This is a genomic window from Dysosmobacter welbionis, assembly GCF_005121165.3.
GTDB classification, from domain to species: domain Bacteria; phylum Bacillota; class Clostridia; order Oscillospirales; family Oscillospiraceae; genus Oscillibacter; species Oscillibacter welbionis.
In genome coordinates this window covers 1,679,604-1,706,185 of record NZ_CP034413.3, presented here as the reverse complement: position 1 = coordinate 1,706,185, position 26,582 = coordinate 1,679,604, and the positions used below count along the sequence as shown (strand labels likewise).

Annotated in this window: 27 protein-coding genes, 5 tRNA genes, 2 rRNA genes and 3 pseudogenes; 19 read left to right on the top strand and 18 right to left on the bottom strand. The window is 52.5% G+C overall.

Translation table 11 applies throughout. The features are described from left to right. Window positions 1-253: 253 nt before the first annotated feature. The 7 genes from EIO64_RS09275 to EIO64_RS09245 all read left to right on the top strand — a co-directional run bounded on the left by EIO64_RS09275 (window position 254) and on the right by EIO64_RS09245 (window position 3,879). Window positions 254-3,091: ribosomal RNA gene (locus EIO64_RS09275) — 23S ribosomal RNA — on the top strand. A gap of 77 nt (window positions 3,092-3,168) precedes the next feature. Beyond that, window positions 3,169-3,244: transfer RNA gene (locus EIO64_RS09270), tRNA-Lys, on the top strand. A gap of 1 nt (window position 3,245) precedes the next feature. Next, window positions 3,246-3,320 (top strand) — tRNA-Glu (locus EIO64_RS09265). A gap of 86 nt (window positions 3,321-3,406) precedes the next feature. After that, a 5S ribosomal RNA gene (gene rrf / locus EIO64_RS09260) occupies window positions 3,407-3,522 on the top strand. Window positions 3,523-3,555: 33 nt separating this feature from the next. Beyond that, window positions 3,556-3,631: transfer RNA gene (locus EIO64_RS09255), tRNA-Asn, on the top strand. 56 nt (window positions 3,632-3,687) lie between these two features. Further along, a tRNA-Ile gene (locus EIO64_RS09250) sits at window positions 3,688-3,764 on the top strand. 39 nt (window positions 3,765-3,803) lie between these two features. Further along, window positions 3,804-3,879, top strand: a tRNA-Trp gene (locus EIO64_RS09245). A 220-nt stretch (window positions 3,880-4,099) separates the two neighbouring features. Here EIO64_RS09245 and EIO64_RS09240 read toward each other — a convergent pair. Continuing rightward, window positions 4,100-5,314: a tyrosine-type recombinase/integrase gene (locus tag EIO64_RS09240; RefSeq protein WP_119311767.1), complete on the bottom strand. Its 1,215-nt coding sequence runs from the start codon at window positions 5,312-5,314 to the stop codon at window positions 4,100-4,102. A gap of 222 nt (window positions 5,315-5,536) precedes the next feature. On the opposite strand from EIO64_RS09240, the gene EIO64_RS09235 reads away from it, so the two are divergent. After that, window positions 5,537-5,752, top strand: coding sequence for a hypothetical protein (locus EIO64_RS09235; RefSeq protein WP_207754075.1), 216 nt, complete (start codon window positions 5,537-5,539; stop codon window positions 5,750-5,752). Here EIO64_RS09235 and EIO64_RS09230 read toward each other — a convergent pair. Next, window positions 5,724-6,653: a LysR family transcriptional regulator gene (locus tag EIO64_RS09230; RefSeq protein ID WP_025544146.1), complete on the bottom strand. Its 930-nt coding sequence runs from the start codon at window positions 6,651-6,653 to the stop codon at window positions 5,724-5,726. The genes EIO64_RS09235 and EIO64_RS09230 overlap by 29 nt on opposite strands. A 247-nt stretch (window positions 6,654-6,900) precedes the next feature. On the opposite strand from EIO64_RS09230, the gene EIO64_RS09225 reads away from it, so the two are divergent. From EIO64_RS09225 to EIO64_RS09205, 6 genes and pseudogenes are all read left to right on the top strand, one after another. Further along, window positions 6,901-8,172: an SLC13 family permease gene (locus EIO64_RS09225; protein WP_025544145.1), complete on the top strand. Its 1,272-nt coding sequence runs from the start codon at window positions 6,901-6,903 to the stop codon at window positions 8,170-8,172. A gap of 24 nt (window positions 8,173-8,196) precedes the next feature. Continuing rightward, entirely contained in the window at window positions 8,197-9,240 is a 1,044-nt protein-coding gene (locus tag EIO64_RS09220) for a 2-hydroxyacid dehydrogenase (RefSeq protein WP_025544144.1), read from the top strand. A gap of 18 nt (window positions 9,241-9,258) precedes the next feature. After that, complete coding sequence (locus EIO64_RS09215) at window positions 9,259-9,939, top strand: RraA family protein (protein ID WP_119311766.1); 681 nt, start codon at window positions 9,259-9,261, stop codon at window positions 9,937-9,939. 174 nt (window positions 9,940-10,113) lie between these two features. Then, window positions 10,114-11,034 carry an AEC family transporter gene (locus EIO64_RS09210; protein ID WP_025544141.1) on the top strand — a complete coding sequence of 307 codons (921 nt, stop codon included), beginning with the start codon at window positions 10,114-10,116 and terminating at the stop codon, window positions 11,032-11,034. Window positions 11,035-11,218: 184 nt separating this feature from the next. Further along, window positions 11,219-11,485: pseudogene (locus EIO64_RS19360) on the top strand (metallophosphoesterase); the annotation flags it as partial. A gap of 205 nt (window positions 11,486-11,690) precedes the next feature. Further along, on the top strand, window positions 11,691-11,927 hold the full coding sequence (locus EIO64_RS09205; protein WP_025544140.1) for a hypothetical protein: 237 nt from the start codon (window positions 11,691-11,693) through the stop codon (window positions 11,925-11,927). 84 nt (window positions 11,928-12,011) lie between these two features. Here the strand turns inward: EIO64_RS09205 and EIO64_RS09200 are convergent, their stop codons facing one another. From EIO64_RS09200 to EIO64_RS09160, 9 genes and pseudogenes are all read right to left on the bottom strand, one after another. Further along, window positions 12,012-12,320: an SEL1-like repeat protein gene (locus EIO64_RS09200; RefSeq protein ID WP_249390877.1), complete on the bottom strand. Its 309-nt coding sequence runs from the start codon at window positions 12,318-12,320 to the stop codon at window positions 12,012-12,014. A 146-nt stretch (window positions 12,321-12,466) separates the two neighbouring features. Then, window positions 12,467-12,685, bottom strand: a complete 219-nt coding sequence (locus tag EIO64_RS09195; protein WP_249390876.1) for an SEL1-like repeat protein — start codon at window positions 12,683-12,685, stop codon at window positions 12,467-12,469. Window positions 12,686-12,784: 99 nt separating this feature from the next. Next, window positions 12,785-13,545 (bottom strand): annotated as a pseudogene (gene mobP3 / locus EIO64_RS09190) (MobP3 family relaxase); the annotation flags it as partial. Window positions 13,546-13,576: 31 nt separating this feature from the next. Then, window positions 13,577-13,927 carry a relaxase MobL gene (mobL, locus tag EIO64_RS09185; protein ID WP_249390874.1) on the bottom strand — a complete coding sequence of 117 codons (351 nt, stop codon included), beginning with the start codon at window positions 13,925-13,927 and terminating at the stop codon, window positions 13,577-13,579. Between the two features lie 8 nt (window positions 13,928-13,935). Beyond that, the gene (locus tag EIO64_RS09180; protein WP_249390873.1) at window positions 13,936-14,076 is read right to left on the bottom strand and encodes a hypothetical protein; all 141 of its coding nucleotides are present in this window, start codon (window positions 14,074-14,076) and stop codon (window positions 13,936-13,938) included. Then, window positions 14,054-14,332 (bottom strand): hypothetical protein, encoded by a 279-nt coding sequence (locus EIO64_RS09175; RefSeq protein WP_249390872.1) that lies wholly within the window; start codon window positions 14,330-14,332, stop codon window positions 14,054-14,056. Before EIO64_RS09175 ends, EIO64_RS09180 begins: the two co-directional genes overlap by 23 nt. 495 nt (window positions 14,333-14,827) lie before the next feature. Next, on the bottom strand, window positions 14,828-15,043 hold the full coding sequence (locus EIO64_RS09170) for a helix-turn-helix domain-containing protein (RefSeq protein ID WP_249390871.1): 216 nt from the start codon (window positions 15,041-15,043) through the stop codon (window positions 14,828-14,830). Then, complete coding sequence (locus EIO64_RS09165; RefSeq protein WP_025544139.1) at window positions 15,040-15,249, bottom strand: helix-turn-helix transcriptional regulator; 210 nt, start codon at window positions 15,247-15,249, stop codon at window positions 15,040-15,042. The genes EIO64_RS09170 and EIO64_RS09165 overlap by 4 nt, the downstream gene beginning before the upstream one ends. Window positions 15,250-16,218: 969 nt before the next feature. Then, entirely contained in the window at window positions 16,219-16,602 is a 384-nt protein-coding gene (locus tag EIO64_RS09160; protein ID WP_025544138.1) for a hypothetical protein, read from the bottom strand. A 798-nt stretch (window positions 16,603-17,400) separates the two neighbouring features. Between EIO64_RS09160 and EIO64_RS09155 the strand changes: the two genes are divergently transcribed. The 5 genes from EIO64_RS09155 to EIO64_RS09135 all read left to right on the top strand — a co-directional run bounded on the left by EIO64_RS09155 (window position 17,401) and on the right by EIO64_RS09135 (window position 23,044). Continuing rightward, on the top strand, window positions 17,401-18,804 hold the full coding sequence (locus EIO64_RS09155; RefSeq protein ID WP_051365554.1) for a sigma-54 interaction domain-containing protein: 1,404 nt from the start codon (window positions 17,401-17,403) through the stop codon (window positions 18,802-18,804). Between the two features lie 152 nt (window positions 18,805-18,956). Beyond that, the gene (locus EIO64_RS09150) at window positions 18,957-19,892 is read left to right on the top strand and encodes a 3-hydroxyacyl-CoA dehydrogenase family protein (protein WP_158629757.1); all 936 of its coding nucleotides are present in this window, start codon (window positions 18,957-18,959) and stop codon (window positions 19,890-19,892) included. 42 nt (window positions 19,893-19,934) lie between these two features. Then, the gene (locus EIO64_RS09145; RefSeq protein WP_158629756.1) at window positions 19,935-20,762 is read left to right on the top strand and encodes an N-acyl homoserine lactonase family protein; all 828 of its coding nucleotides are present in this window, start codon (window positions 19,935-19,937) and stop codon (window positions 20,760-20,762) included. A 42-nt stretch (window positions 20,763-20,804) separates the two neighbouring features. Continuing rightward, on the top strand, window positions 20,805-22,721 hold the full coding sequence (locus tag EIO64_RS09140; RefSeq protein ID WP_119311763.1) for a sodium:solute symporter family transporter: 1,917 nt from the start codon (window positions 20,805-20,807) through the stop codon (window positions 22,719-22,721). A 47-nt stretch (window positions 22,722-22,768) separates the two neighbouring features. Then, the gene (locus EIO64_RS09135) at window positions 22,769-23,044 is read left to right on the top strand and encodes a hypothetical protein (protein WP_119311762.1); all 276 of its coding nucleotides are present in this window, start codon (window positions 22,769-22,771) and stop codon (window positions 23,042-23,044) included. Window positions 23,045-23,307: 263 nt separating this feature from the next. Here EIO64_RS09135 and EIO64_RS09130 read toward each other — a convergent pair whose 3' ends face one another. The 7 genes and pseudogenes from EIO64_RS09130 to EIO64_RS09105 all read right to left on the bottom strand — a co-directional run bounded on the left by EIO64_RS09130 (window position 23,308) and on the right by EIO64_RS09105 (window position 26,522). Then, entirely contained in the window at window positions 23,308-23,472 is a 165-nt protein-coding gene (locus tag EIO64_RS09130; RefSeq protein WP_181446430.1) for a hypothetical protein, read from the bottom strand. Window positions 23,473-23,985: 513 nt separating this feature from the next. After that, window positions 23,986-24,216 carry a hypothetical protein gene (locus tag EIO64_RS09125; RefSeq protein ID WP_051365553.1) on the bottom strand — a complete coding sequence of 77 codons (231 nt, stop codon included), beginning with the start codon at window positions 24,214-24,216 and terminating at the stop codon, window positions 23,986-23,988. A 93-nt stretch (window positions 24,217-24,309) separates the two neighbouring features. Next, a pseudogene (locus EIO64_RS09120) lies at window positions 24,310-24,575 on the bottom strand (helix-turn-helix transcriptional regulator). A 293-nt stretch (window positions 24,576-24,868) separates the two neighbouring features. Further along, a complete protein-coding gene (locus EIO64_RS18800; protein ID WP_283251959.1) occupies window positions 24,869-25,003 on the bottom strand; it encodes a hypothetical protein in 135 nt (44 codons plus the stop codon). 201 nt (window positions 25,004-25,204) lie between these two features. Next, window positions 25,205-25,447 (bottom strand): hypothetical protein, encoded by a 243-nt coding sequence (locus tag EIO64_RS09115; protein ID WP_025544131.1) that lies wholly within the window; start codon window positions 25,445-25,447, stop codon window positions 25,205-25,207. Between the two features lie 16 nt (window positions 25,448-25,463). Beyond that, the gene (locus EIO64_RS09110; RefSeq protein ID WP_025544130.1) at window positions 25,464-25,772 is read right to left on the bottom strand and encodes a nitroreductase family protein; all 309 of its coding nucleotides are present in this window, start codon (window positions 25,770-25,772) and stop codon (window positions 25,464-25,466) included. A gap of 423 nt (window positions 25,773-26,195) precedes the next feature. Further along, complete coding sequence (locus EIO64_RS09105; protein ID WP_025544129.1) at window positions 26,196-26,522, bottom strand: MOFRL family protein; 327 nt, start codon at window positions 26,520-26,522, stop codon at window positions 26,196-26,198. Window positions 26,523-26,582: the final 60 nt, after the last annotated feature.

The following is a 26,582-nucleotide window of genomic DNA, read 5'->3' as shown; positions in this document are numbered from 1 at the left end:
AGCGGTTGGAAGCTGTGCCGGAGACAAGCGAAAGCTTGCGGACGGCGATCTGCACCTTGAAAACTGAACAATGTGACAAAAGCAAGTAAGGCAACAGAGAGGTTTCTCTGTGGAGACACAGAGGAAACAAATTGATTGTGGAACAGCATCCGAAAGGATGCAGGGTGACATACAATTTCGATCTTTGTAAAGCCTGCATAATTCTCAAAGAGAACCAAGAATTCTCTGACAAGTCGCTGTGAGAACGGCGATAGGTCAAGCTGGAAAGAGCGCAAGGGGAATGCCTTGGCATCAGGAGCCGAAGAAGGACGTGACAAGCTGCGAAAAGCCTCGGGGAGGAGCAAATATCCATTGATCCGGGGATATCCGAATGGGGCAACCCGGCTGGACAATATCCAGTCATCCTGCGTTGAACAAAATAGGCGTAGGAAGGGAACCGCCTGAACTGAAACATCTAAGTAGGGCGAGGAAGAGACATCAACCGAGATTCCGCAAGTAGTGGCGAGCGAACGCGGAAGAGGCCAAACCGAGGGATTTATTCCTCGGGGTTGCGGACAGTCATTTAGCGGAAGTTATCTAGGAGAAGGGTCTGGGAAGGCCCGCCATAGAGGGTGAGAGCCCCGTATCCGAAAGAGAAGGCCGTGCGACTGAATCCAGAGTACCGCGGGACACGTGAAACCCCGTGGGAAACAGGGGGGACCACCCTCCAAGCCTAAATACTACCTGATGACCGATAGAGGAGCAGTACCGTGAGGGAAAGGTGAAAAGGACCCCGGGAGGGGAGTGAAAGAGAACCTGAAACCTTGTGCTTACAAGCTGTCAAAGCACGTTAACGTGTGATGGCGTACTTTTTGTAGAACGGTCCGGCGAGTTATAGTAACGAGCGAGCTTAAGGCATTCAGTGCCGGAGGCGAAGCGAGAGCGAGTCTGAATAGGGCGTAAAGTTCGTTGCCATAGACCCGAAACCGGGTGACCTACCCATGAGCAGGTTGAAGTGGGGGTGAAACCCCATGGAGGACCGAACCGACCCCCGTTGCAATGGTGGCGGATGACTTGTGGGTAGCGGTGAAATTCCAATCGAACTCGGAGATAGCTGGTTCTCCCCGAAATAGCTTTAGGGCTAGCGTTATGTTAGATTACCGGAGGTAAAGCACTGAATGGTAGCGGGGCCGATAAGGTTACCAACGCCTATCAAACTAAGAATGCCGGCTAATTGATGCATAGCAGTCAGACAGTGTGAGATAAGTTTCATTGTCAAAAGGGAAACAGCCCAGACCTACAGCTAAGGTCCCGAATAGATGCTAAGTGGAAAACGATGTGGAGTTGCGAAAACAACCAGGATGTTGGCTTAGAAGCAGCCACTCATTAAAAGAGTGCGTAATAGCTCACTGGTCGAGTGACTCTGCGCGGAAAATGTAACGGGGCTAAGCATCTAACCGAAGCTTAGGATTGTCGTAAGACAGTGGTAGGGGAGCGTTCCATGTGGGGTGAAGTCGCAGCGGAAGCAGCGGTGGACTGCATGGAAGTGAGAATGCCGGAATGAGTAGCGAGAATTATGTGGGAATCATAATGGCCGAAAATCTAAGGTTTCTTGGGGAAGGTTCGTCCGCCCAAGGTAAGCCGGGAGCTAAGGCGAGGCCGAAAGGCGTAGTCGATGCACATACGGTAGAAATTCCGTAGCCACCGAACTTTAAGTCAGAGGGACACTTTTGGATAGCGGAACCCGGGCGTTGGTTGACCCGGGCGAAAGGGAGCGAAAATATAGTAGCGAAGTCCGCGATGCTGAGAGGCGAGAAAAGCTCTGATGGATACTAAGGTGCCCGTACCGCAAACCGACACAGGTAGATGAGGAGAGAATCCTAAGGCCAACGGGAGAAGGGTTGTTAAGGAACTCGGCAAGTTGACCCCGTAACTTCGGAATAAGGGGAGCCTCGCAAGAGGCCGCAGTGAAAAGGCCCAAGCAACTGTTTACCAAAAACACAGGTCTATGCTAAATCGAAAGATGACGTATATGGGCTGACGCCTGCCCGGTGCCGGAAGGTTAAGAGGAGATGTCAGCGCAAGCGAAGCATTGAATTGAAGCCCCGGTAAACGGCGGCCGTAACTATAACGGTCCTAAGGTAGCGAAATTCCTTGTCAGGTAAGTTCTGACCCGCACGAAAGGCGTAATGATTTGGGCACTGTCTCAACAGCCCGCCCGGCGAAATTGTAGTACTGGTGAAGATACCAGTTACCCGCAACTAGACGGAAAGACCCCATGGAGCTTTACTGCAGCTTAATACTGGAATTCGGTAACCCATGTACAGGATAGGTGGGAGGCTTGGAAGCAGGGGCGTCAGCTCTTGTGGAGCCGCCGGTGGGATACCACTCTTGGATTGCTGAATTTCTAACCTGCGGCCGTGAATCCGGTCGGGGGACACTGTTAGGCGGGCAGTTTGACTGGGGCGGTCGCCTCCTAAAGAGTAACGGAGGCGCTCAAAGGTTGGCTCAGCACGGACGGAAATCGTGCAGTGAGTGTAAACGTAGAAGCCAGCCTAACTGCGAGACCGACGGGTCGAGCAGTAACGAAAGTTGGAGTTAGTGATCCGGTGGTATGTGAGTGGAAATGCCATCGCTCAACGGATAAAAGCTACCCTGGGGATAACAGGCTGATCTCCCCAAGCGTCCACAGCGACGGGGAGGTTTGGCACCTCGATGTCGGCTCGTCACATCCTGGGGCTGAATTCGGTCCCAAGGGTTCGGCTGTTCGCCGATTAAAGTGGCACGCGAGCTGGGTTCAGAACGTCGTGAGACAGTTCGGTCCCTATCTGTTGCGGGCGGAAGAGATTTGAAGGGAGCTGTCCTTAGTACGAGAGGACCGGGATGGACGTACCTCTGGTGCACCAGTTGTCCTGCCAAGGGCATAGCTGGGTAGCTAAGTACGGACGAGATAAACGCTGAAAGCATCTAAGCGTGAAACTCCCCCTAAGATGAGATCTCTCACCTCGAAAGAGGGTAAGGGCCCAGGAAGACTACCTGGTAGATAGGCCGGAGGTGGAAGTGCAGTAATGTATGGAGCTGACCGGTACTAATAGCCCGAGGGCTTGACCTACGAGAAAGCAGGCGAGCCTGAAAGCAGCGTCACATTGTTCGGTTTTGAGGGTGCAGGGAAGCATGCTCAAGGGATTTGCACCTTTAGCTCAGTTGGTAGAGCAACTGACTCTTAATCAGTGGGTCCCCGGTTCGAGTCCGTGAAGGTGCACCATGGCCCGTTGGTCAAGTGGTTAAGACAGCGGCCTCTCACGCCGTTAACATCGGTTCGAATCCGGTACGGGTCACCAGACTTTTCAAGGGCGAAAGTTCTTGACAAGGGAAGCGAAATACAATATAATACAGTTTGTTCTTCGGCAAGACCGGATGACATAGAGTTGGTGCTGATTAGGGCGAGGGTCCACCCGTTCCCATTCCGAACACGGCAGTTAAGCTCGTTCCTGCTGACAATACTTGGCTGGTGACGGCCCGGGAAGATAGGTAGCGCCAACACAGGCTCTTGTTTTTAACAAGGGCCTGCCACATTCCTCCATAGCTCAGTCGGTAGAGCACGCGGCTGTTAACCGCGGTGTCGTTGGTTCGAGTCCAACTGGGGGAGCCAAGTATTGCCGCCACTCGGCGTGGCGGCAATACTTCTCTTGAAGGAAATGCCGATACGGGCCTTTAGCTCAGTTGGTTAGAGCAGCTGGCTCATAACCGGCCGGTCCCGGGTTCGAATCCCTGAAGGCCCACCAGAATGGTTGATCGCCTGACGGGAGTGCCGCAAGCGAGATAGGGGTATAGCTCAGCTGGTAGAGCAGCGGTCTCCAAAACCGCGTGCCGAGGGTTCGAATCCTTCTGCCCCTGCCATTGTTTATTCCGAAAACCCCGATTTATCGGGGTTTTTTGTTACTTTTTCGAGGGAATGATTTTCGGGAGACCGCGGGTGACGCTCAAATGATGCCCTGAATGTGGTATCTGGCGTCATCCGTTTTTACTGTTTCCGTCTGCTACAGCATCATTTTAGCATCAAAGTTTTGCGCCCTGGCCAGTTGGTTTCTGGTCAGGGGCGCGTTTTTTGGAGGGTGCTTTAGAGATCGAATCCTGCCGTGATTCCTGCCAGCCGGGAGGTATCCTTTTTCACGTAGTAGAGTTCTGTGATCTCTGAGGTGGAGTGGCCGAGGAGGTCGGCCACCTGCCGGGGAGAGAGCGCGCGGATGGTTCCATTCGGCTGTTTGACTCCGTTGACCAGATTGGTGGCGAAGGTGTGTCGGAGGGCATGGAGTCCCCGCTGCTCCAGTCCAGCCGCCTCCAGAATGCGGTAGTATCGTTTCCGGAAGTTTACCGGCCGGGTATAACCTCCGTGTTCATCCGAGATGAGAGGGCTGTCCTCTCCGAAGTATCGCTCCGCTCTCAGAGTCAGGATGGCGTCCACTGCCGCCTGATTGAGGGGCACATCCCGTTTGCTGGAGGTGCTCTTCAGCTTGCCGATCTTCACCTCCCGGCCGCTGGTGGATTCGGTGCCTTCCCGCCTGAAAACCTCTTTCACGCCCCGCTGGAGGTGGATGACGCGGTTCTCCAGATCGATGTCGCTGTTCAGCAGTCCGAGGGCTTCGCCTGTGCGGAGTCCGGTGTTCAGCATCAGCGTATAGGCGGCCGCCTGCTGATAGATGGGCGTCCCGTTTTCCCAGGTCCTGACAGCCTCCGCCTTGAACTTTGTGATCTCCTCCGGGGTGAAGATGGTCACAGTTTCGAAGGTTGGCAGATCCTCCTTGCCCTGGCTAGCCATGAAGTTTGACTTCTTGATCATGGGAGCCGCAGCCATTGGGTTCTTCGGGATGTACTCCTGTTGAGTCAGGTAGCGGAAGTAGTCGGTAAGGATGTTGTAGACCTTCTTGACTGTGGTGTAGGCGTAGCCCTCATTCATCCAGTGATTCAGCAGGGCTTTGATATCTGCCGAGGTGATGTCACCCACCACCTTGCCGCCGAGGATCGGGTAGATCTGATACTTGGCGGTGCACTCCAGCCGGTCGTAGGTGCCGCGCTCCACAGAGGGAAATTTGAATACCCGGAGCCACTTGCCCATGCTTTCCTCAAACTTTGCCTTGGACTCATCTGAGGCCGTGAGCTGGCGGTCGAAGTCGGCAAGGTAGGCAGTGATTTTATCTTTGACCTCTTGTTTGCTGGTCCCGCAGAAGGATTTGCGTTTCTTTGAACTCTGCTCATCCGAGTACCAGACCACGCCGTTCCAGCGGCCGTCTGATCGTTTGAAGATGTTTCCGCTTTCCAATAGTTTTCGCTGCATATTACGGCCGCCTTTTCTCAGCAACACACAATACCGCAACTGCGGAAGAATAGCCACCCTGAATGAGGACTATTATCAGAAAGTTTCTATTTGGGAAGCCCGTATATTGTTTACTTCCCCGCAAAATTTGAAAAGGGGGGAGTACCACTGTTGTATCCGCAGACATCCTATTGTTTACTGCACAGTAAATTCTGAGTTATTTGTGGGGCCAAAATACCTTGCGTGTTTTTTGTCAAAACTCTAATGTATATACTACCTTTTATCCGTTATCCTTCGGCCTTTAGCCACAAAGTGGGTTTGGGGCTCTCCCTGCAAAAAGAGCGTTTGGCAGCCGCTGGCATGCTGAACGCTCTTTTTGCCCCGTATGAGCAGGTGAAATTTTTCCGTATGCAGCCGTTTTCAACACCGCTTATTCTCGTCGGAGCTGCTGTTTCATGACATCAATGAACAGCTGGGAAAGACGCGTCAGATAGGTGTCCTTCCGATACACGGCCGCTAAATCCCATACCAGATCCGGGGAATCCACTGCAAAATAAGTCACTGCGCCAGGGTGCTGGCAGACTTTCGCACCCTCTTCTGGCACAAAAGCGCAGGCAATGCCCTGAGCGGTCAAATTAATAGCTGTGGTCAGATTGGCTGTCTCCATAAGGAGATCTGGCTCAATATGACTCTTCCCAAGAGCGTGTTTAACCTCGTGGGTCAAATTCTGTCCGGGTTTCGTCAGGATCAGGGGAATATGGGTTACCAGCTCCAGCGAGGCAACAGGATAGCCTCCAAGGGTCGGGCAGTCTGCAAGTAAGTTCTGCACATAAGGGTGTTGTGTGGGGGCGGCGATTAGAATCCGTTCTTCGCAAACGACCTCCGATACCAGTTTGCTGTAATCCAGCGTGCGGGGTAGATTCATCACTGCAAGGTCGATTTTATCGTTCATCAATGCGCTTTCCAGTTGGACGGAGCGCCCCTCAGTCAGTTCGATGTGAATGTCCGGATACTGCCGGTGAAAGCTGGGGAATACATCCGGCAGCAGGCAAGCGCCCCGCCACAGCGCCACTCCTAATCGGAGGCGTCCGCTGGTTTGGTTTTTGATGTCCTGAAATTCCCGGCGGATATTTTCATCCAGCTTCATCATCTGCAGGACGTATTGATAATAGCGTTCACCGGTATAGGTCAGCCGGAGCGGCGAGGCGCTGCGATCAAACAGTTCTACGCCCAGATTCGCCTCCAGCCTTTTCAGATACTGACTGAGCGAAGGCTGGGAGACATACAGGTGCTCAGCTGCTTTTGTTAGGCTCCCCTCATCTACGATGGCTACGAAATACTCATAGTTATGCAAGACCATATATGATCCGATCCTCCTCAACTAGTATAATGTTGACATTATAATCTTTATATTACCTTTTGCCTTTGACAAAAGCAAGTATAGACGTTAAAATGATGACAGAAAAGCAAAAAATGCGCATATTTTGCTACAATCTTGCCTATGTAAAGAAAATTTAGGACCAAGGGTCTGATAAGAAAAACCAATATGGATTTTGCACTTTCGCAAAATCACCGTACATGAATGGAGAAAAGAAAGGAGAACTCCTATGAGCCCTGCAGTGATTACGCTATTGGTCCTGCTGGTTATGGTTGTGTTTTTTGTGACGGAGAAGCTCCCCGCGGCCCTGGTGGCTATGCTGGGTGGCAGTGTTTTGGTGTTGTGTGGGATCATTGACCCGGCGGAATTGTTCAGCGCCTTTTCCGGCAGCACCATCGTCCTGGTGGCGGCAATGATGGTGGTTGGTTCCGCCCTCTTCCACACAGGCATCGCCGCCAAGATGGCGGATGTTCTGGTCAAATTCACAGGTACATCGGAAAACGGCATCATGATCGCCTTTATGCTGGTGGCTACAATTATCTCCGCGGTGTGCAGCGGCGTAGCCGTAGTCGCTATGCTGCTTCCCATCGTCATCAGCGTCAGCCAGCGGGCAGGTGTCTCCGTCTCCCGGCAGCTGATTCCCATGTCCTTCGCCGCAAGCTTTGGTTGCAACCTGACACTGATGGGCGCGGCCAGCAATGTAGTGGTCAACGGAGCCCTGGAGGATCTGGGCGTTCCCACTATGACCTTCTTCGAACTGGGCAAAGTGGGCATTCCGGTCTCCATTGCTGGCATTGTGTTCTTCCTGACCATCGGAAAGCGGTTCCTGACCCCTGGCGACACCTCTGACAGAGAATATCTGGCGGAATATACCGGCAGCAATAAGGCTGTGGAATTCAACGCCGTAAAGGCCGGGCTGTGCCTGGTGATCTTGGCAGTGCTCCTGGTGGCTATGGCCATCGACAGTGATTCCTTCCCTATGTATCTGGTGGCGGCCTTCGCGGCCTTTGTTCTGGTGCTGACCGGCTGTATCAGCCAGTCCGATGCCTATAAATCCATCGATCTATCCACTCTATTTATCGTGGCCGGCATGAGCGCTGTCTCCACAGGCATGAGCAAAAGCGGTGCCGGCGCCCTGATCGCCGATACAGCGGTAAACCTGCTGGGCGAACATCCCAACAAGTTGCTGGTGCTGTTTATCATTCTGGTTCTGGTAACTCTGCTGACCAATGCCATGATGAACACCTCCTGTGCCATGCTGGTCACCCCGTTGTTCATTCCCATCGTGCAGGCATTTGGCATGAACACCACCGCCGTGGCCATCGCCATCTGTGTGGCAGCATCCGCTCCGTTCCTGACCCCGGTGGGCAGCGGCACCAACACCCTGATCGTCCGTCCGGGCAACCTGAAGTTCATGGACTTCTTCCGCCCCGGCCTGGGGCTGACGGTGGTCATTCTCATCGTATCCATGATCTTCATTCCCATTTTCTGGCCTCTGTAAGCGACTTTTGAAGGAGGCAAATTTATGAGAGCAATTGTCGTTGACAAAGATTACGGCAGCGTCACACCCCAAGAACTGGACCGTGTGGCGGCAGCCTATCAGGCGGCCGGGATCCAGATGGAGCTGCTGGAGTACCAGGTGGAAGCGACTCGTCAGAAGGAGCCCACAGAAGAGGAGATCATCGCGGGCTGCCAAGGAGCCCAGGTGCTCCTGGCCACCGGCAACCCGCCCATCACCCGCAAGGTGATGGAGACCCTGCCGGAGGTGAAGTTCGTCCAGCGGTTTGGCGCCGGCGTCAACAGCATCGACCTGGCGGCCGCCGCAGAGCTGGGCGTGATCGTTTTGAACCTGCCTGGCTTCTGCGCCAAGGAGCTGGCTGACGTGGCCACCGCCATGATCATGGGGCTGATCCGCAACACCGCCTACTATGACCGGGAGGTGCGCAAGGGCAACTGGCCCAAATGTCAGTACCTGCTGCCCCCTGATGTGCGGGAGTTGACTCTGGGGCTCTACGGCTTCGGCCTGGCAGGCCGCCATCTCCACGATATCTTCCACAATGGGTTCGGCACAAAGGTCATCAGCTGCGATCCGTACATCAGCGATGCCGTCAAAGCTCAGTACCCGGATGTAGAGTTCGTGTCCTTTGAGGAGCTGATCACCCGCAGCGACATCATCTCCATCCATGTCGTGCTGACCCCGGAAACCACCCACGTGTTCAACAAAGAAGTCTTCAAAAAGATGAAGAATACCGCCATGATCATCAACACCAGCCGAGGCCCCGTCATCGACAACGACGATATGGTCTGGGCCCTGCAAAATGGCGAGATCCTGTACGCCGGCCTGGACACCGTGGAGCGGGAGCCTCTGCCGGAAAATGACCCGCTGAAGACGCTGGACAACGTCATCGTCAACCCCCACTGCGGCAGCTATGGCGTGGGCAGCAAGAAGACCCAGATCCAGATGGTCTGCGATCTGGTCCCCACCGCCGTGACTACAGGTAAAGTAGCCGCCCGCTGCGTGGCGGACCGAGACGTACTGAATAAAGAGACTGGCTTTACATTTATCTGAGATCGGAGGAATGAGATCATGTCTATCGGATGCAAGATCGTAAAGGATTTTCAGCGGCCCGCCCCGGAGCTGGTGACCCGGTTCAAAGATATGCCGGTGGCCAACATCGATGACAACATGGGCCGCATCGCCGCAGTGGACGCGGCCATCGAGCCCATTGGATACAAAGGACAGCTGCTGGGCACGGCCTTCACCGTCCGGGTCCCTCAGGGCGATAACCTGATGTTTCACGCTGCCATGGATTTGGCAAAGCCCGGTGATGTCATCGTCATTGATGCCGGCGGCTTCACAGACCGGGCCATTTTCGGCGAGCTGATGGCCACCTACTGCAAGGCCCGCGGGATCAAGGGCATCGTCTGCGACGGTGCCATCCGGGACCGGGGCGGTCTGGCGGCTATGGAGGACTTCCACGTCTACGCCCGGTCCGCCACCCCCAACGGCCCCTATAAGAACGGCCCCGGCGAGATCAACGTCCCCGTGGTGATTGGTGGAAAACTCGTCCGTCCCGGCGACATCGTAGTGGGCGATGACGACGGTGTGTTGTTCATTGATCCCGCCATCGCCGCAGAGCTGGCGGATGCCACCGAGGCGGTTGAGAAGAAAGAAGCCGACATCATGGCCCATATTCTGGGGGACGGCACCTACATCCGTCCCTGGGTAGATGAAAAGCTGAAGGAAATCAGCTGCGAAATCCTGTAAGCACGGTACCGCATTCCAAATTTGCTACCATCGGACACACACGATCCTTTTTTCGTGCAGGGTCCGGCCCCAGGGCCGGACCCTGCGCCCTATTTCGGATAAAAATGGTATGGCCTATCGGAATATATTGTAGAATTTTTATTGGAATAAGCTTTGCGGAGAAGAGGGAGCGAGATGGATTTTTTCTGGGAGATGTTATCCCTGCAGGAGACGCTGTTTCTGCTGATCCTGTTGGGTGTGCTGGTGAAAAAATTGAAGATCATCCGCGAAAACGGGCGGAAAACCCTTTCAGATCTTCTGATTTATGCGATTCTCCCCTGTAATATCGTAGCGTCCTTTATGGGTGGGATCACACTGCCCGATGGCTTTGTGCACAACTGCATTCTGGCTGTCTGTATCTCCATCGGGATTCAGGTACTGTCGATTTACGGAAGCAAGCTGCTGTTCCGCCGGTATCCGGCAAACCAGAAAAGTGTGCTGTCCTATGGCATGATCTGTTCCAATTCCAGCTTTGTAGGGCTGCCGATTGCCCATCTGATGTTCGGGGATCTGGGTGTCATCTATACTTCCGTATTTCAAATTCCCCTTCGCTTTACCATGTGGACAGCGGGTCTTTCCCTATTTACGGATGTCAGTAAAAAAGATGCCTTCCGAAAATTGGTGCGGCATCCCTGCATCATCGCGGTATTTGTGGGCCTGATTTTGATGGTAGCTCCGATCTCACTTCCAAATTTCTTAGAAGAAGCTATTGACATAACCAGCGGCTGCACAGTGCCGCTTTCCATGATCGTGATCGGTACAATTCTCGCGGATGCGCCAATCCGATCTCTATTCTCCAAATCCGTGCTATGGTACACCTGTTTACGGTTGGTGTTCTTTCCCGTGCTGATCTGGCTGGTGCTAAAGCCGTTCCCGCTGGATTCAACGCTGGTCAATGTCTGCATTCTGATAACGGGGATGCCCGCAGGCAGCACGACTTCCATTTTGGCAGACAAATACGGCGGTGATGCCATATTTGCATCGCAGATCATCTTTGCCTCCACGCTCTGCTCGATTCTGACAATCCCCTTGTTGACCTTCCTGATGGGCGTGTGACAGTGTGCATATTCTAGCTTCCCTTTCTCAGCAACGGACAATCCCACAATCGCAGAAGAATAGCCACCCTGAATTAGGACTATTATCAGAAAGTTTCTATTTGGGAAACGCGTATATCGCATACTACCCTGCAAAATTTGAAGGGGGGACACCGCCGTTGTATCCGCAGACATTCTATGGTAAAATGCGGGTATCACTTTTCAGGCAGGAGGTGCGGCCGGTAATCTGCTGTATATCGGACATCCACGGCGAGTTGGATAAGCTTGAACAGATGCTGGAGCTGATCCGATTCTCTGGTGAGGACCATCTATACATTCTGGGAGGCGTTATCGTCCGGGGGACTTTGGGTGGGGACATTTTTTGGAGGATCATAGCCGCGACGAATATGACCATGCTTCTGGGCAACCACAAGCAGATGTGCCTGAGGACCCTGGAACCCAATAACGAGTTCGGCGCCCGGGACCTCTGGCGGATGAACGGCGGGTTCGTCTGCTTACCGGGAGCTGATCTATCACCGGACGCACCAAGAGCGGAATGGGATCCTGTGTTTCCTCGCCGGCCTGCCGGGCTATCTGGACCTGACAGTGGGTGGGCAGAGGTTTCATCTGGTACACGGGTATCCGGGAGAGGGGCACGAAACCCGCATCTGGGGCCGGGTGGAGCCAGACAACAGAAGCCCCTTTCCGGACACCATCTGCATTGTCGGCCACACGCCCACGGTGTTCCTTACGGATGGGCACGACGAGGACTTTTCAATCTGGCATGGAGACGGCATCCTCGACATCGACTGCGGCTGTGGCAGCATGAAGGCGGCACACCGACGCCTGGCCTGCCTGCGGCTGGACGATATGGCCGAGTTCTATGTGGGCGGAGTGGGAGAAGGCACCTCTTGATCTGCCGGGCCTCCCGTATTTGCGGGAGGCCTTTTTCCTTTCTCGTGCAGCTCACCATCCCTTCATCGTCATTTCATCCTGATGCTACTCATCCTCATGGTCATCCGGCTTGTGGCCCAGAGCGATACGCCTCGCCTGGAGTTTCTGCCGGCGCTTCCGGTCGATGCGCAGACCAGTGCTGGATCGAGGCAGGGAGCAGTCCTCAAAGCTCCGGCTCATGTGGTAGAGCAGGCGGGTAACTGCCAGCATGACAGAGGGCGGTCGAATATCATCGTGCCGCTCCAGAAAGAACTGGGCGTACTGATTTCCCTCAGCGGACCTGCCGAACCACACTATTGCCTGGACCTGATCCGGCTGAACACTCTGCCCAGTCAGATACAACTTTCCCAGCATATACTGGGCATACTGGTTTCCCGCCTCCGCTGACTAGGTGAGGCGCTCTGTGACTCTGACTGCATCTTTTGACACAACCTCGCCGCTGAGATACTTCTTGCCCAGCCGGTAGGCGGCAAAGTGGTTCCCGTTCCCAGCTGCTTCTTTCAAGCAGCGGATGCCCCCGTCCGAATCACAGACTTCAAGATCGTCAGAGAAAGCAGTTTGTCCAGAGCGTACTGTGCCTCCGGCAATCCCTGCTTTGCCGCCTGGGTGAGCCAGTATTTCGCGCTCTGGCTGTCCGGGATCAGTAGAAGGCCATCCCGGTAGAGTAGACCCATCAGGTACTGCGCATGGAGATCACTCTGTTCCGCCAGCCGTTCCAATTCCTCTGCCGCATCGTTCTGATCTTTCAGAGGAAAGGGCGCGTCCCGGATGATTTGCCGTAGTTCCCAGCAGGCAGAGGACTCGCTCTGCACCTGTTCCGACTCATCGCACTCAGCCAAGTCATCATTCTCGAAGGTGATCTCCTCCAGCCGAATGCGTTCCGCCTCCTGAATGACGGCGTTCTTGATCTGCCAGAACTCCTTCTCCTGGGACAGCTTTTCTTCTCTCTGGGCTTGTCGTGGTAGCAGCTTTCCACCTCACCCTGGAGCCTGCACCACTGGTCATAGCACGCACGAACTACCTGCAGTTCCTCCAGCTTGTCCACCACCTCATCCACGGTTTTCTTCACCGGCTTGGAGAGATAGCCGTAGGACTTCTTTCCCTTAACCGTTTCCAGTTGTTCAGCCAACTGCGCCATCTTCTGCTCGATCTCAGGGCGAGTACAGATAGTCCGAGCCATCTCCTGGGGGAGTTTTCGGATGGTCTGCCGAGCTTCCCGCACCACTTCATCCTGCGACTGAGATTTCTGCTCGTAGGTGTGGAGCATCTCCTGACGGAAGATCTGGTTGGTGAGCGTGGACTTGATCTTGCGGATGCCCTCTCTGGTGAGATAGGCCTCACCGGGTACCGCCGACCACGCCATCATGTGTACGTGGGGGTGCTTCACCTCATCATGGAAAGCGGCGTACCATCGGAAGTGATTCGGCGGAATGTTCATGGCGGCGATGTCGTTGTGGTTTGTCCGGAGCAGATTCATCCACACTTTAGCATTGTCGCAGTCCAGCCGTGTTGCATCCTTCCGTTTCAGGGAGAGGATGTGCGTCCATACCTTTCCAGTGTAGTGGTCCAGTTCTTCCATGGCCTTTGCCAAGTCCACGCCGTCCTCATCACTAAACAGACCATGCCCCCAGCCGCTCCGCCCTGGGACGAGTGGCGATGTACTTCATGTAGCCCTCTGTTTTCTGTAGTGCTGACCAGTTTTCCTCCAGCGCCCTAGTGATGAGCGAGGAGGCATTGGCCTTGGTAGGCTTGGTTTCGTAGCCGGAGAATTCATTCAGCTCTTTGACATTCGGAAAATATTTCACCAGTTTCGTGATGAACTGCTCCTGCTTTCTGGTTGGCGGACGGTCATCTGGGAGCAGCTCCACCCGCTCCCTGGTCCCGATGTAGTGGAGGTATCCACTGACGGAATGATCCTCGCCACACTTCAGGTAGGGGCTTTTCACGATCAATCCTGCCACTCATCGTCCTACTCCCAGAACTCCCGCGCCCGCTGTTCCAACGAGACGCGGCCATTGGCCTTCTTCACATTGATGACGCTCTGCGCACGGCAACGGCGGAGATCCTCCTCGCTGAACTGGTAGATGTCAGCGAGGATGCCAGCCACCATGTCCTGCTCCACTGCCTGTTTGAAGGCAGGGAAGACAGGCGATCTTCCAGCTGTCCCAGCGTCCATCCAGGCAGGACTTGACGGAGGCGGGGAGGAATAGACCAGCATTATTGGCGCTGAGATAGTCAAGATAGAAATCTACGGCATTCTCGATGAAGGCGGTGAGGCTGCGGCCCCCGTCCTCCTGATACCGGCGTTCCGGAATTGCTTTTTTCTCCAGCGTCAGGTACAGGGAAAACTTCTCTTTTCTGCTCAAAAGCGGCTCTTTTCCAGGGCGTGCTCCCTGTTTTTTGTTGTGACAGTAGGTGTTCTGGGATAGTGACCGCAAACGTGATTCCCGCTGGCTGTTTTGACCCCACTTTCGGTCATCCGGAAAATTCCTGTAACTGCCCGCACTGCGGGCAGATGTGACTGGCTGGAGGCACCATCGGTGACCCCGACGTTTATCCTGTTCCTTTTTTCGTCCCTCGTAAAACCCCCAAAACGGGCCAAATCCGTCCGAAGCCACTGGGAGGGGCAAGAGCTCACGCAAACGGGGCACACAGCGGCTCACAGGCGGTCACGCTGGAGTCTCCAGCTCCTGGAAGGACTTGGCGACCCGTTGCCGCTCTGCAGCCAATTCTACCCTCTCCAGCTGTCAGGCGTAGGATTCGGCGATCACATCCTGAATTGGCCGGAGGGTGAACAGAAAATTTCCGCTGTGCCGACCACTGGCTTTGGTGGTGACCTCGGTAGGCTCGGTGGAGATAAGCTACCGCTCCTCCAGTCGGCGGATGCACTTGCGCACCGTGTTCTCACTCATGCCTACCGCATGGCCAATCGTTTTGATGCTGTGCCAGCACTGATGTGTCTTTCGATTTTTGCACCGTTTCAGGAAACTGCAGACCGCCAGTTCTCCATAGTCCAGTCCCAGCTGAAACAACTCGTTGGGCAGAAAGAAAACGTCTCGGTAATTTCTATACTTCATGTTCCACCTCCTGTGTGATCGCTCACCCACTGTATGAACTGCTCCTTGGGCACCACCATCCGGTTCCCGACGCGCATCACCGGGAAGCCCGGGTCGTGCAGCAACTCGTAACCGCTAGATGGTGACACGCCCAGAACCTTTGCCACTGTTTTTGCATTGAGAAACAGAGGCAGATCATCATAGCTTTTGTAATGGGACTCTTTCATACGCACCTCCTGCCAGTAGATCTCGATCCAATGTTTGTGCTTTCAGTCTATCAGCTGACCCGGCAGCCTTTTTGCCGGGTCTCGAAATTTTTTCAATCAGCATCCCTTTTCGAAGCCTCACAGACAACATTTGGATGGATCAAACGCAGGAACTCATCCACGGAGTGGGTCTCTCTGGCATCCTTCACTTCTGGTATATTTGTCCCGGCTCTTTTTGAAATTTTCATTCTAGCTGTAGTGCTTTTTCGCGGGAAGCAGGACTCATTTTAGTAACTTCCAGGAAAAGCAAATTGGATGAGGATAGAGTTCATCACTTTCAAATCCTCACCATCCAGATCCATTCGGACTCTTAGCAAAGGCGATATTTGAGCTGCCGACAGTTGCGTTTGAGCTGGGTGGTGCCAATCTGAGACGCGAATTCCTCCATAGAGACCAAAGGAAGTCTCGATGGGATATGTACAGGATAACATGACCAGGGCGCTTCGAATCGTCCGCTCACAAACTCCAAATCGATTTGCCAGTTGTTTCGTTGTACCAAACCGTGCGCCGCATAAGTAGCCCCATATCGCTTGTCTCTGTTCCGAGGGTCCCAATGATCTCACTCCCACTTATCGCTCCTTACTTCCGAGGATACAGCGAGACCCGGCAAGGTAACTGCCGGGCCTCCGAAAATCCTGTAGGAGCTTATTCGTTTTCTGCATTTCTAACAATCTTGAAATCAAAATTTAGACAAAATATTCTTGATAGCCTACACCGTAACTTTCAGTACGTTTAGTTCACGGAGCTAAAGGCAGAATACCGGCCAGTCGAAGAAGGTGCCGTCATTCTGCTTGATCAGCGTATCGCAAGTGGGCTTGCAACCAATGCTTTTTCTTTGTATCGCATATCAAAATCTGATAAGTGGCAGAAATAAGGACAGACAGTTTTGAAAAGGCGGGAGCATCGCTCCCGCCTTCTTGCAGAGGCACCTCACGCCTCCACAATCCCCATCTGCCCGCCCAGATCGATCACTTCTTGGGCATAGTCCTCCGGCTTTGTGTACACCATACGCTGGTGCAGCAGGAGATTTGGCTGATTGTTCCGCCACGCCTCCGCTTGGTTCAGATTGTCGATTCCGGCGACAGAGCCGACCTTGTAGCCATTGGGCAGGGTCAACATGAAATTCGTGTTGAACAGGCTGCCGTATTGATCCAGCGCCTCCGTGCCCTTGATGCCAAACAGCTTTTCCGTGAAGGTATAGTTGTCGAAGCCGATCCCTGTCAGCGCGTTGTGGCTCCCGTAGTAGACATCTAGGCGGAAGTCCGGGAAGCGGTAGTTGTGTCCGGTCCACCGGGAAAATGTATGCCAGCTCAATGCCTATGGTGCGGGAGAGTTCCGCCGCATACAGGCTGTCCACAGAGATCGGGGGGTGGAATTTGTCCACAAACTCCTTGATGTTCAGGTAGTGGTCCGGGTGCGCGTGATTCAGGAAGATGTAGTCGCAGGCATCAAAGTTGTCAATCGAGAGAGGAGCTTTAGCTTCAAGCATCGAGCGAAGTGAGCCGCTGGCATGAGACTTCCAATAATAGAAAGCTACTATTAGAACGATGATTACCCGTTTACAGGCTGTAAGGCAAGTGATGCAAGCAAAATAAATTTCAGTGCGCCTTGAGACGCTTGCCGGTAATAGGCCTTCATAGGGCCTACTCAAGCCATCGGCTTAGCCGGTGACTATGACTGTAAAAGGAAACCTCCGACTGTGCCGATGTTATACTTAGCAAAGAATCAATGAAAACGGTGGAGAGAAGGGGGAAGAATTTTAGAAATGAATATAGGAACACCCTATGGTTATCTGATTAGCGGCAGGCCGTTCCTGAGAATACGGCAGAAACGGATGGCTAAGTATTTTGAAAAGCCAGAGAGATTATATGATAGATAGCCATGTTGCCACAGCGTAAGCAGTACCAGTGCAGCAATTTTTACTTTCCAGCTTTTTATTTTTGGGAGAATTTTTTAGGTACTGTAACAATTTTACATAATTGTAAGTATTTATTTACAGTGTTTACAACTTGTGTTAAAATTGGCTTACAATAATTCTTCCAAAACAGAACCGGGGAGCTGTGTGAATTTTCGTTAAAATAACGGAAATCGAAAGGAGGAGAAATTCCCTTGATGGTCCAGAGTCTACATGAAATTTCAACAAAAGCATTGATGCAAAGAATTGCCGATGAACTGGAGGGACTCATTGTCGCGGATGCAGAGGGACGGTATGCCTATGTCAACCAGCGATGGTCATCACTTACCGGGTATACATTTGAGCAGGTAAAGGGCCGATATGTCCGGGATGTTGTTCGGCTTTCCCGCGTGGATGAGGTATTAAAGACTCAAAAATTTGTGTCTGGGGATGCGATTCTCCTGAACAGTCAAACTGGGGAGGAGGTACCGGTCTATTGCTCCTACACACCGCTGTTTCACGAAAACAAGTTGGAGGGTTGTCTCGTCTATATGATTCGAAAGAATGAGGATGTTTCCATGGCGGTTCCCTCTCATGTCGTTTCACTGCTGGAAGAACTGAATCGCCAGATGCAACTGCTTCAGTCCTTTCAGCAAAATACCGTAGATCCCTTGGATCGGATTGTCGGAAACAGCCCGGAGATTCTGAAAATGAAGCACGAAATTGTCTGTGCAGCGCGGTCCTCTTCCACGGTTTTGATTGATGGAGAAACTGGCAGCGGCAAGGAGCTGGTAGCGCATGCCATTCATGAACTCAGTCCCAGATGTAAGAATCGCCTGATCAAAGTGAACTGTGCAGCGATCCCCGCTGAACTTCTGGAATCAGAATTCTTTGGTTATGTGGAGGGAGCCTTTACGGGGGCCAGCAGGGGAGGCAGGATTGGAAAATTTGAGATGGCAAATGGCGGCAGCCTCTTTTTGGACGAGATTAATCAGATGCCGCTTGCCCTGCAGCCGAAACTCCTCCGGGTATTGCAGGAGCGGGAGATTGAGCGTGTGGGATCTTCTGCCACAATCCCCATTGACACGCGGATTATTTCATCGACAAACACGCCTCTTGAAAAGCTTGTGATGGAAGAAAAATTTCGCAGTGATCTCTATTTCCGACTGAATGTGGTATGCATTCATGTTCCGCCATTGAGAGAGCGAAGCGAGGATATTCCTTTGCTGATCGATTGGCTGATGAAGCAGTTGAATTTCCGGCTGAACCTCCAAATCCCGGGAATCTCTCAGGAAGCCGTTCAGCGTCTGATGGAATATGACTGGCCGGGAAATGTCCGTGAACTGCAGAATGTTTTAGAACGGGCCATGAATCTTGCCTGGTTTGAGACGCTGGAGTGGAAGTATTTTTCGGACTATTTTAAACATCACGCATATGAAACAAAAACATTAAACTCTGCCGCGCCGCCGCGCTTGCTGCGCCAACGGACGGATGAGCTGGAAAAGGATATCCTGATGCAAGTTTTACAGGAGTTTCACGGTAATAAGACCTTGGTAGCACAAAATTTGGGAATTTCCCGCACAATCCTGTATAAAAAACTTCATAAGTATCAACTTCTTTAAAGACTCAGCAAACAGGGGAGTTGTACAGTTTTACAACACACTATGCCAAGAATGGAGAATTTTTGTATTTTCCATTCTTGGCATAGTTTTTGCTTAGGTAGTAAGGCGTCAAGGCCCTGACAATGCTGTTTCAAAACGAGAGGAGGCGTTCTATGGGGAAAAAAATTGCAATTTATGGGGCAGGAACGATCGGCGCGTGCCAAGCGACGCTGACATCTGGCAATGGATATTCCACCGTTGTAATTGGACATTCAGAGGAGGGACTATCCCGCTGCAGAAACACCATGCTGCAAAACTGGAATGACCTTATAGCCCAGAAATTGGCGACTGCGGCCAATCGGCGTGCTGCGATGGACCTGGTGACGATCACCAATGATGTCTCAGCCCTTAGAGACTGTGACATTGTTTTTGAAGCGGTTTCAGAAGATGTGAACATTAAGCAGCGTGTGTATAGCATCATTACCGAGGTCTGCGGCAGAGATATCATTGTGGTATCCACAACATCTTCCATTGATGCTGCAATCCTGGCAGAAAAAATTGAAAATCCCGCAAGATTCCTGATTGCGCATCCATTCCAACCCGTCCACATGCTTCCCCTGGTGGAAGTTGTCCGGCATACAGAGACATCAGAGGAAACTCTGAATCAGGTCTGTACGCTGCTGAAGGACCTGAATCGACAAGTGGTCATGCTGAATCGCAGTGTCCCAGGATTTTTAGTAAATCGTTTTGCCCAGGCATTGTTCCGCGAGTCGATTTATTTGATTGAGCAGGGGATCACCACTGCGGCGGACATTGATCGGGCAATTAAGTATGCAGTTGGAATGCGGTACGCTTCTATAGGGCTTTTGGAATATTACGATGCGGTTGGCTTTGAGTTGGAAAGGGCCATTGCACTGAATGTGTATCCAGATCTCTGCGACACAAAAAGTATCCAAAAGACCACTCTGGTGGGGATTGCCTCCGGGCGCACGGGGCAAAAGGCGGGCCAAGGACTCTATGATTGGTCTGAAAAGGACGAGGATGACTTCCGATACCGGAAGCAGGCTCCCTATTTTGAGGGCGTCCGGCAATGGCATATGCCGGAGTGAATGAAACACCGGCTCACATTTGGAGTAGAAAGGATGGAAAATATGGCGAACAACAACTGGAAAATCACCTGCCTGCACTATGGTACGCTGTCCTGCTATAAGTCCTTATTTGATGGTGGGCTTGACCAAACGAGATATCCCTTTGTCTATAGTGGGTATCTCCTGCAAAAGGATGGTAGAAATATTCTTGTGGATACTGGTGTTCATCAGGACAACATTGTCGATGGCAAAGCTTGGGCGGACAGTCCGGCGGAGGGCGGCAATCAATTTGTTTTGGATGCGCTGAAAGGAGAAGGTCTGACACCCGACGATATTGAGATTGTCATGTATACCCACCTCCACAACGATCATGCAGGCGGCATGCTGCTGTTTCCCAATTCACAGCACCTGTTTCAGAGGGATGAGTATTACAATATGCTTCACCCCCTGCCCACACAGAAGATTCGAAGAGATTATGACCCGCGCACGCCAGGCGACCTTGCACAGATCAAGAATGTACGCATGATTGATGGCGATTTTGACATGGGAAACGGAATCCGCCTGTTCAAGGTTCCCGGTCACTCCCTAGGCGGTATGGCCATTCAGGTCCAGACTGCAGAGGGCAAGTATGTGATTACCGGCGATATGCCCCATATTGCCCAGTCTCTCTTCCCGCAGATGGATAAGATGGAGGTCATTGGCGGCGAAATTGTGGATATCACACCTGCACCTGAGAACTGGGGACCCTTTATCCTCAACAGCGTTATCTATGACCACTATGCCTGCTATGACAGCTTCAACAAGATTATGATGCTGGCGGAGCGGGAAGAGCCTAAGTGGTTCCTCACTGGACACGACATGTGGTGCGTCAACAAGAAATACTTTGGATAATGCCAATGCTGGTGAAATGTTCATACGTAAGGAGGTATCTGTATGACTTCACAAATGTGGATGATCCTAATTACTGTGGTCTACGTATGCGCAATGATGCTACTGAGCTGGATCATCGGAAAAAAGACCACCAAGGATGAGACGGAATTCATGGTTGGCGGCCGGGAGTTTACGGCCTTCATGACAGCCATCGGCAACGGTTCCATTCTGATCTCTGGCGGTTATCTGCCCTCCATTATCATGTACGGCTATATGTTCGGTATGGGCGGCATGTGGTTCTACTTGGGCTGGGGCACAGGAGCTCTGGTGGCTTGGCTGTGCTGGGCCGGCTTCTGGCGGACATCCGGCGCCCTGACGCCCACCGAGTGGTTTGAATACCGCTACGGAAAGGGCGGCCGCATGGCCATCACCATTGTAATCCTTTTTGCCTCCCTAGCCATTCTGGGCTGGCAGTATGTGGGATGCGGCGAGACCATCGGCGGTGCGCTGGGCATTGACCCCAAAATCGCGATGCTGTTGGTAGGTGTGGTGGTCACGGCCTACGTGGTATTCGGCGGCATCTGGGCGGCTACCGCCACAGATGTGATTCAGTTCTCCTGGGTATTCATTATCCAGTTCATCATCCTGCCGACCTTTTTGATCGCGAAGTACGGGTTGCCTGATGCAGTGGCGCTACCAGATGCTTTCCTCTCCCTTCCTTTCGGTACGCTCCCTGTCATCAAATTTGTGGCACCGTCTGTCATCACCTTCCTGATGATGCACCAGTCTCTGCTGAACCAGTCTCCGTATTGGGCCCGGGCGGCGGGTACTCGCAGTCTAAAGAACTGCAAGCGCGGCTGGATGTGGACTGTGATCATCGCCTACTTTACCGGTGTTGTCGGAGCTTTTATCGGCTGCTATGCCCGGCAGCTTCTGCCGGGACTGACGGATTCCAGTCAGGCGTTCGGAGCCTTGATGAATATTTTGCCGATTCCTTTGGCGGCCTGTATTATGGCCGGCCTGATGGCGGCCACCATGTCCACCTGCGACATCTACCTGGTATCTGGCGTGAATCAGCTAGTCCGTGATGTGGCGCAGTATTTCCTGAAAATTCGTGATACCAAAAAGCTCCTGCAGTGGGCGAAGTGGGGCACCATCATCTATGGAATGGCCTCGGTATTCTTCGCCATCTTCTGGAGCGGCGGGCTGAGCTATCTCTTCGCTTTCGGCACAGGAGTGGGTGCCCCATTGTTTGTCTACTATCTGGACTCCTGGCTATTGCGGGTAGGCAACCAGAAGGGAGCGATTGCCTCTGTTGCCGTGTCTATGGCCATTGTACTGTACTGGGATATCCTAACCACCAACTCCCAGCAGATGAACAGCCTCTGGCTGATTTTCCCGGCCTCTTTCCTCACGCTGGTGATTGTAAGCTTTCTGACCAAGAAGGATACCGTTGTTCCTGTGGATGAAAAGACGGGACCCAATGAAGCCCAGATGGAGATTCTGAAAACCATCAAGCGTGGATATTCAAATGCCGGCGCTATTATCACCAGTATGACGCGCTTCTGCAATGAGCATCAGCTACAGGCTGGCCATATCCACAATGCGCTGGATTCTCTGGAGAAGAGCGGCTATGTCAAGCGAAAGGGACAGCGGCTGATTGCCCAGCTATATTTTTCCCTGACGGAAAAAGGCGATGCCGCGGCCTGTGCCAATATGAGTGAAACAGAGTTGAAGACCATTGCCGTATATGGAGTGGACAGTCAGGCAATCCAGTTCATGCATTGGATCGAAAAGGACGATGCCACGATGAGCGAGATCTCTGGAAAGCATTCCATCTACATGATGGAACTGAGTGCCATTTCTGAACATCTCTCCGATCTGGGACTGGTGAGAGTCTTCGGCCAAGGACGATTGAAAGCCGGACTGACGGATGCTGGGCGGCAACTGTTGCGGAAGACTGCCGCACAGCATTCATAAGCAACAGGAAATCTCTTTTCCAAGAAAATGCTGAAGGAGGGAAAAAGGTGAATGCTTATGTCGCTAGAAAGCTGGCAGAATTCGCCGCCTCAATTTTGATTCTTGTTCCCTGCGTCCTGTTGCTGGCATGGGAAACTGCTCTGCCCAATGCAACATTTCTATGGGCGGTGTTGCTGGCCTGCAGCGGAGTTTTTCTGGCGGCACTTATCCATGCGGACCGCTGTCAGGAACAGCGGTCTTGGAGACGTGTAGTGAGCCGTTGCGGTGGCTTTGTGATCATGTTCCTGTTCATTCTCTATAAAGTTATAACCCTGTTGTTTTAAGAAAATAGAGTGAAGAAACTGGCATAAGAGAGAGTCCCACACACAAAATGGTAAATGTCAAATACAGGAGGATATAAAGGAGTGTGGGTGTGGCTTTAGCCACGCCCACACTCCTTTATTGCCCCTTATATTTGACATTTACCCCAATTCCAAGACCATCAACAGTTTTTCGTAGACATCCCGGTTGGAAGTTCTGAAGTACAGCATCCTCCACGGGATGCCTGACACAATCTGAGGCAGACAGCACCGTTTCAAACTCACTTTTACTCAGGTGCCTTGTTGATACTCTCCGTGCGGCGTGGCTGGAGATCATCTTCGTTGAATTGATAGGCATCCGCCAGAATGCCGGCTACCATATCCTGCTCCACTGCCTGCTTGTACAGCAGAGAGGACATCCGATTCTCCAACTGTCCCAGTCGGCCGTCCACATAGGATTTGATGGAGGCCGGGAGAAAGAGTCCTGCGTTGTTGGCGCTGAAGCAGTCCAGATAGAAGTCGACGGCTCGTTCGATGAAGGCGGTGAGACTGCGGCTTCAATCCTCCCGGTACCGCCGCTCTAAGATGGCCTTCTTCTCCGGAGAGAGGTAGAAGGCGAATTTCTCTTTTCTGCCCATAAACTGCTCCTTTCTGGGGCTTGACCTCTGTTTTTTTGTTGTGACAGTAGGTGTTCCGGGTTCGTGACCGCAGAGGTGACAGCACAGGTCGGATTTTGATCCCACTTTTGATACACCGCAAAACCCTCGCAACTGCCCGCACTGCGGGCAGTTGTGACCGGCCGGAGGTGCTACCGGCGACCCCGGCCTTTATCCTGCACGATTCCCCCCTCGGTCCACCTGCCCATTTAGGCGTTAATCAATAACGGGAGCTGCGGCACACAGTCCCCACACGGAATGCCTGTACCCTGCCCACGCTGTCACCTCCGCACACAGCGGCCCAGGCGGTCACATGCCGGCCTGGGCCGCTGCTGCCTTCTGACGCATTACTGTGATTTCCAGCCGCGCCAACTGACGGTCATAGTACGCATTTACCACCTCCTGGGTGGGACGGAGGGTGTGGTGCAGATTCCTATTGCGCTTCTGACCGGCCCTGGTCATAATCTCTGTCGGTTCTGTGAAGAGGAGCTCCTGTTCCTCCAGTTGGCGGATGTACTTGCGCACTGTGTTTTCACTCATACCCACAGATCTCCCAATCGTTGGGCCAGCACTGATGCGTCTTACGGTCCTCGCACCGTTTGAGGTAACTATACACTGCCAGTTCACCGGCATTCAGACCCAGCAGGAAGATCTCGTCGGGCAGAGAGAAGTAGGTTCCACTTCCGTACCTGATTTTCCACCTCCCGTATGCTCATCCCCCAGCGGGTGAACTGCTCCTTGGGTACGACCATCCTGCTGCCGATCTTTAGTACCGGGAAGCCCGGCTCGTGCATGAGCTCGTAGCAGCTGGATTGTGACACACCAAGAAGTTTTGCCACTGTTGCCGTGTTCAGAAACAGCGGCAGATCCTCATAGCGTTTGCAGTCCGATTCTTTCACGATGCCTCCCCCGCATTTGAGAAATACACAACCTCTCATCATGTACAAGCAACAAAACAGGGAGTTGAGCGGAGACAAGAAGAAAATTCAGAGAATTACACAGATTCAAGCATCTTGATTCAGTGCTTTTGCCAATCAGATACTTCCTCTGACAGCGATATGCGTAATCCAGCAAGTGGGCAAAAGAAAATGAAGCGATGACGGACAACGCAAGAATCTGAGAGAATGAATATGAAACCGAGGAAAAGAAACGGCCGGATTGATTGATCCAACTCCTAATCCAGCTGGCCTTTTCATTGCTGATGCGGCGCAGTTTCTGCGTTGGTGCTGTTGGAGATTTCACAAGTGTCGATTATTTCCTCCCGCCGGGCATATGTCAAGGCGATGCCTTCATCACGTTGCTGGCGGGAATCCAGCTCAGTTTTCACAGGCTTTTATATGGAGAAATCGCCAAGGCACCAGGAAGGAGAATCTTGGTGCCCCGGCGATTTATAGGAAATAAGATAGGTAGCAGTAAATTATCTAAGCACTGTGTAGGACAAATGGATAGACTACCAGTCCGGACACAAAAGCAACATATAAAAATTCCGCTGAGGTATTTTCACCAATTTTCCAATGAACACACTCCGTCAAATCCGGATAAACCTGCTCCGATATTCAGCCCCTTCTGCAATATGGCCGATTCCGATGATGCAAGGAAGCTGGTATCCTGATGGACAGCCCAGCACTTCCAAAATCTTCCTCGGCTGTTCCTCTGTGGGAATTCGCATGGAGCGGCCAAGGCTCTCGTCTGTGGTAGCTAGGAAGACGTTTTCGATGACGCACCAGATCTCGACAAAGTCCATCAGTTTTCTGGGCCCGACCTCCATCATGATCTGTGCTTCCCGCTTATACAGCGGCAGAAGGACACATCCAGCTTCCGCACATACTTTTTTGCTTGGGGAAAGCGATCTGAATCATCTCCTGCACTGGATTTTCAGGAGGAGTGTCCTTACAGGGCAGAGGGTCAATGTAGTCGGTGACTTTTCGCTTTGCCATCTCCGACGTGACCGCAATAAGATTCCACTTGCGTTTGTGGTCAAAAGAGGGAGCCGTGATTCCGGCCCGAATAATCCACTTAATCTGTTCCGCTGTTACCGGTGTACCAGTAAACTGAAATGTTGTGCGTCTCTTTTGAATATCTTCTTTAAATTCCATAGGTGTGACCATTCCTTTCCGCTACGCTCCAAGGCACCAAAATGGATGAAACATAGGTGCCTCTCATACAGCAAGTTGAAATTTGTTAAAATAGGCTTGAGGAAGCAGGTGTACTACAGAGCACGTGGAGGTGAGTAGGCTCAACCTCGTGTTGGACTAAATAGGTATGTGCTGGACGCTCTTTCAAGCACCAATAATTAGGGCTTAACACCCTGTAACCTTATCTTTGGAGAGACGGACTGCTTCAATCTTTCAGCGGGCGTTCAGTCCCTGCTTGTTCTCCTCAGGTTTTATTTCGAGAGGATATGCTATGCCTTTCCTCCTGTTTTTACCACGCCTGTTCCCGCTTCCGATCCCGCTCCAGAAAGCCTTCGGCACCGATACTTGCTGCCCACGATACGTAATCACAACAGAGTCGCTTGTTCATGTCCTTTCAGCTTGTTGAATCAGGAGCACCAAAACATCATTTACATTGGTCCCTATGGGACCCGTTCGAATCAACCCATCTACTTGTTTCAAAGCATGATAGGCGCTGTTATTAGCTAGTATCTGGTGAATGGAGAGGCCAGCCTTTTCCAGTCGGCTCCACGTGAACCTATCTACAATTCCGCCGACCGCATCAGTGGACCCATCGGTTCCATCAGAAGCAACGGAAAAAATTAAGACATTGTCCAGTCCTGCAATTCCTTCTGCAGCGGCCAATGCCAGCTCCTGATTTCTCCCGCCAGAACCGTGTTCAGTGAGTTGCACGACCGTCTCTCCATCAGCGAGGAATGCCAGGGAATTTCCACAATGGGAATGGGCCTTTGC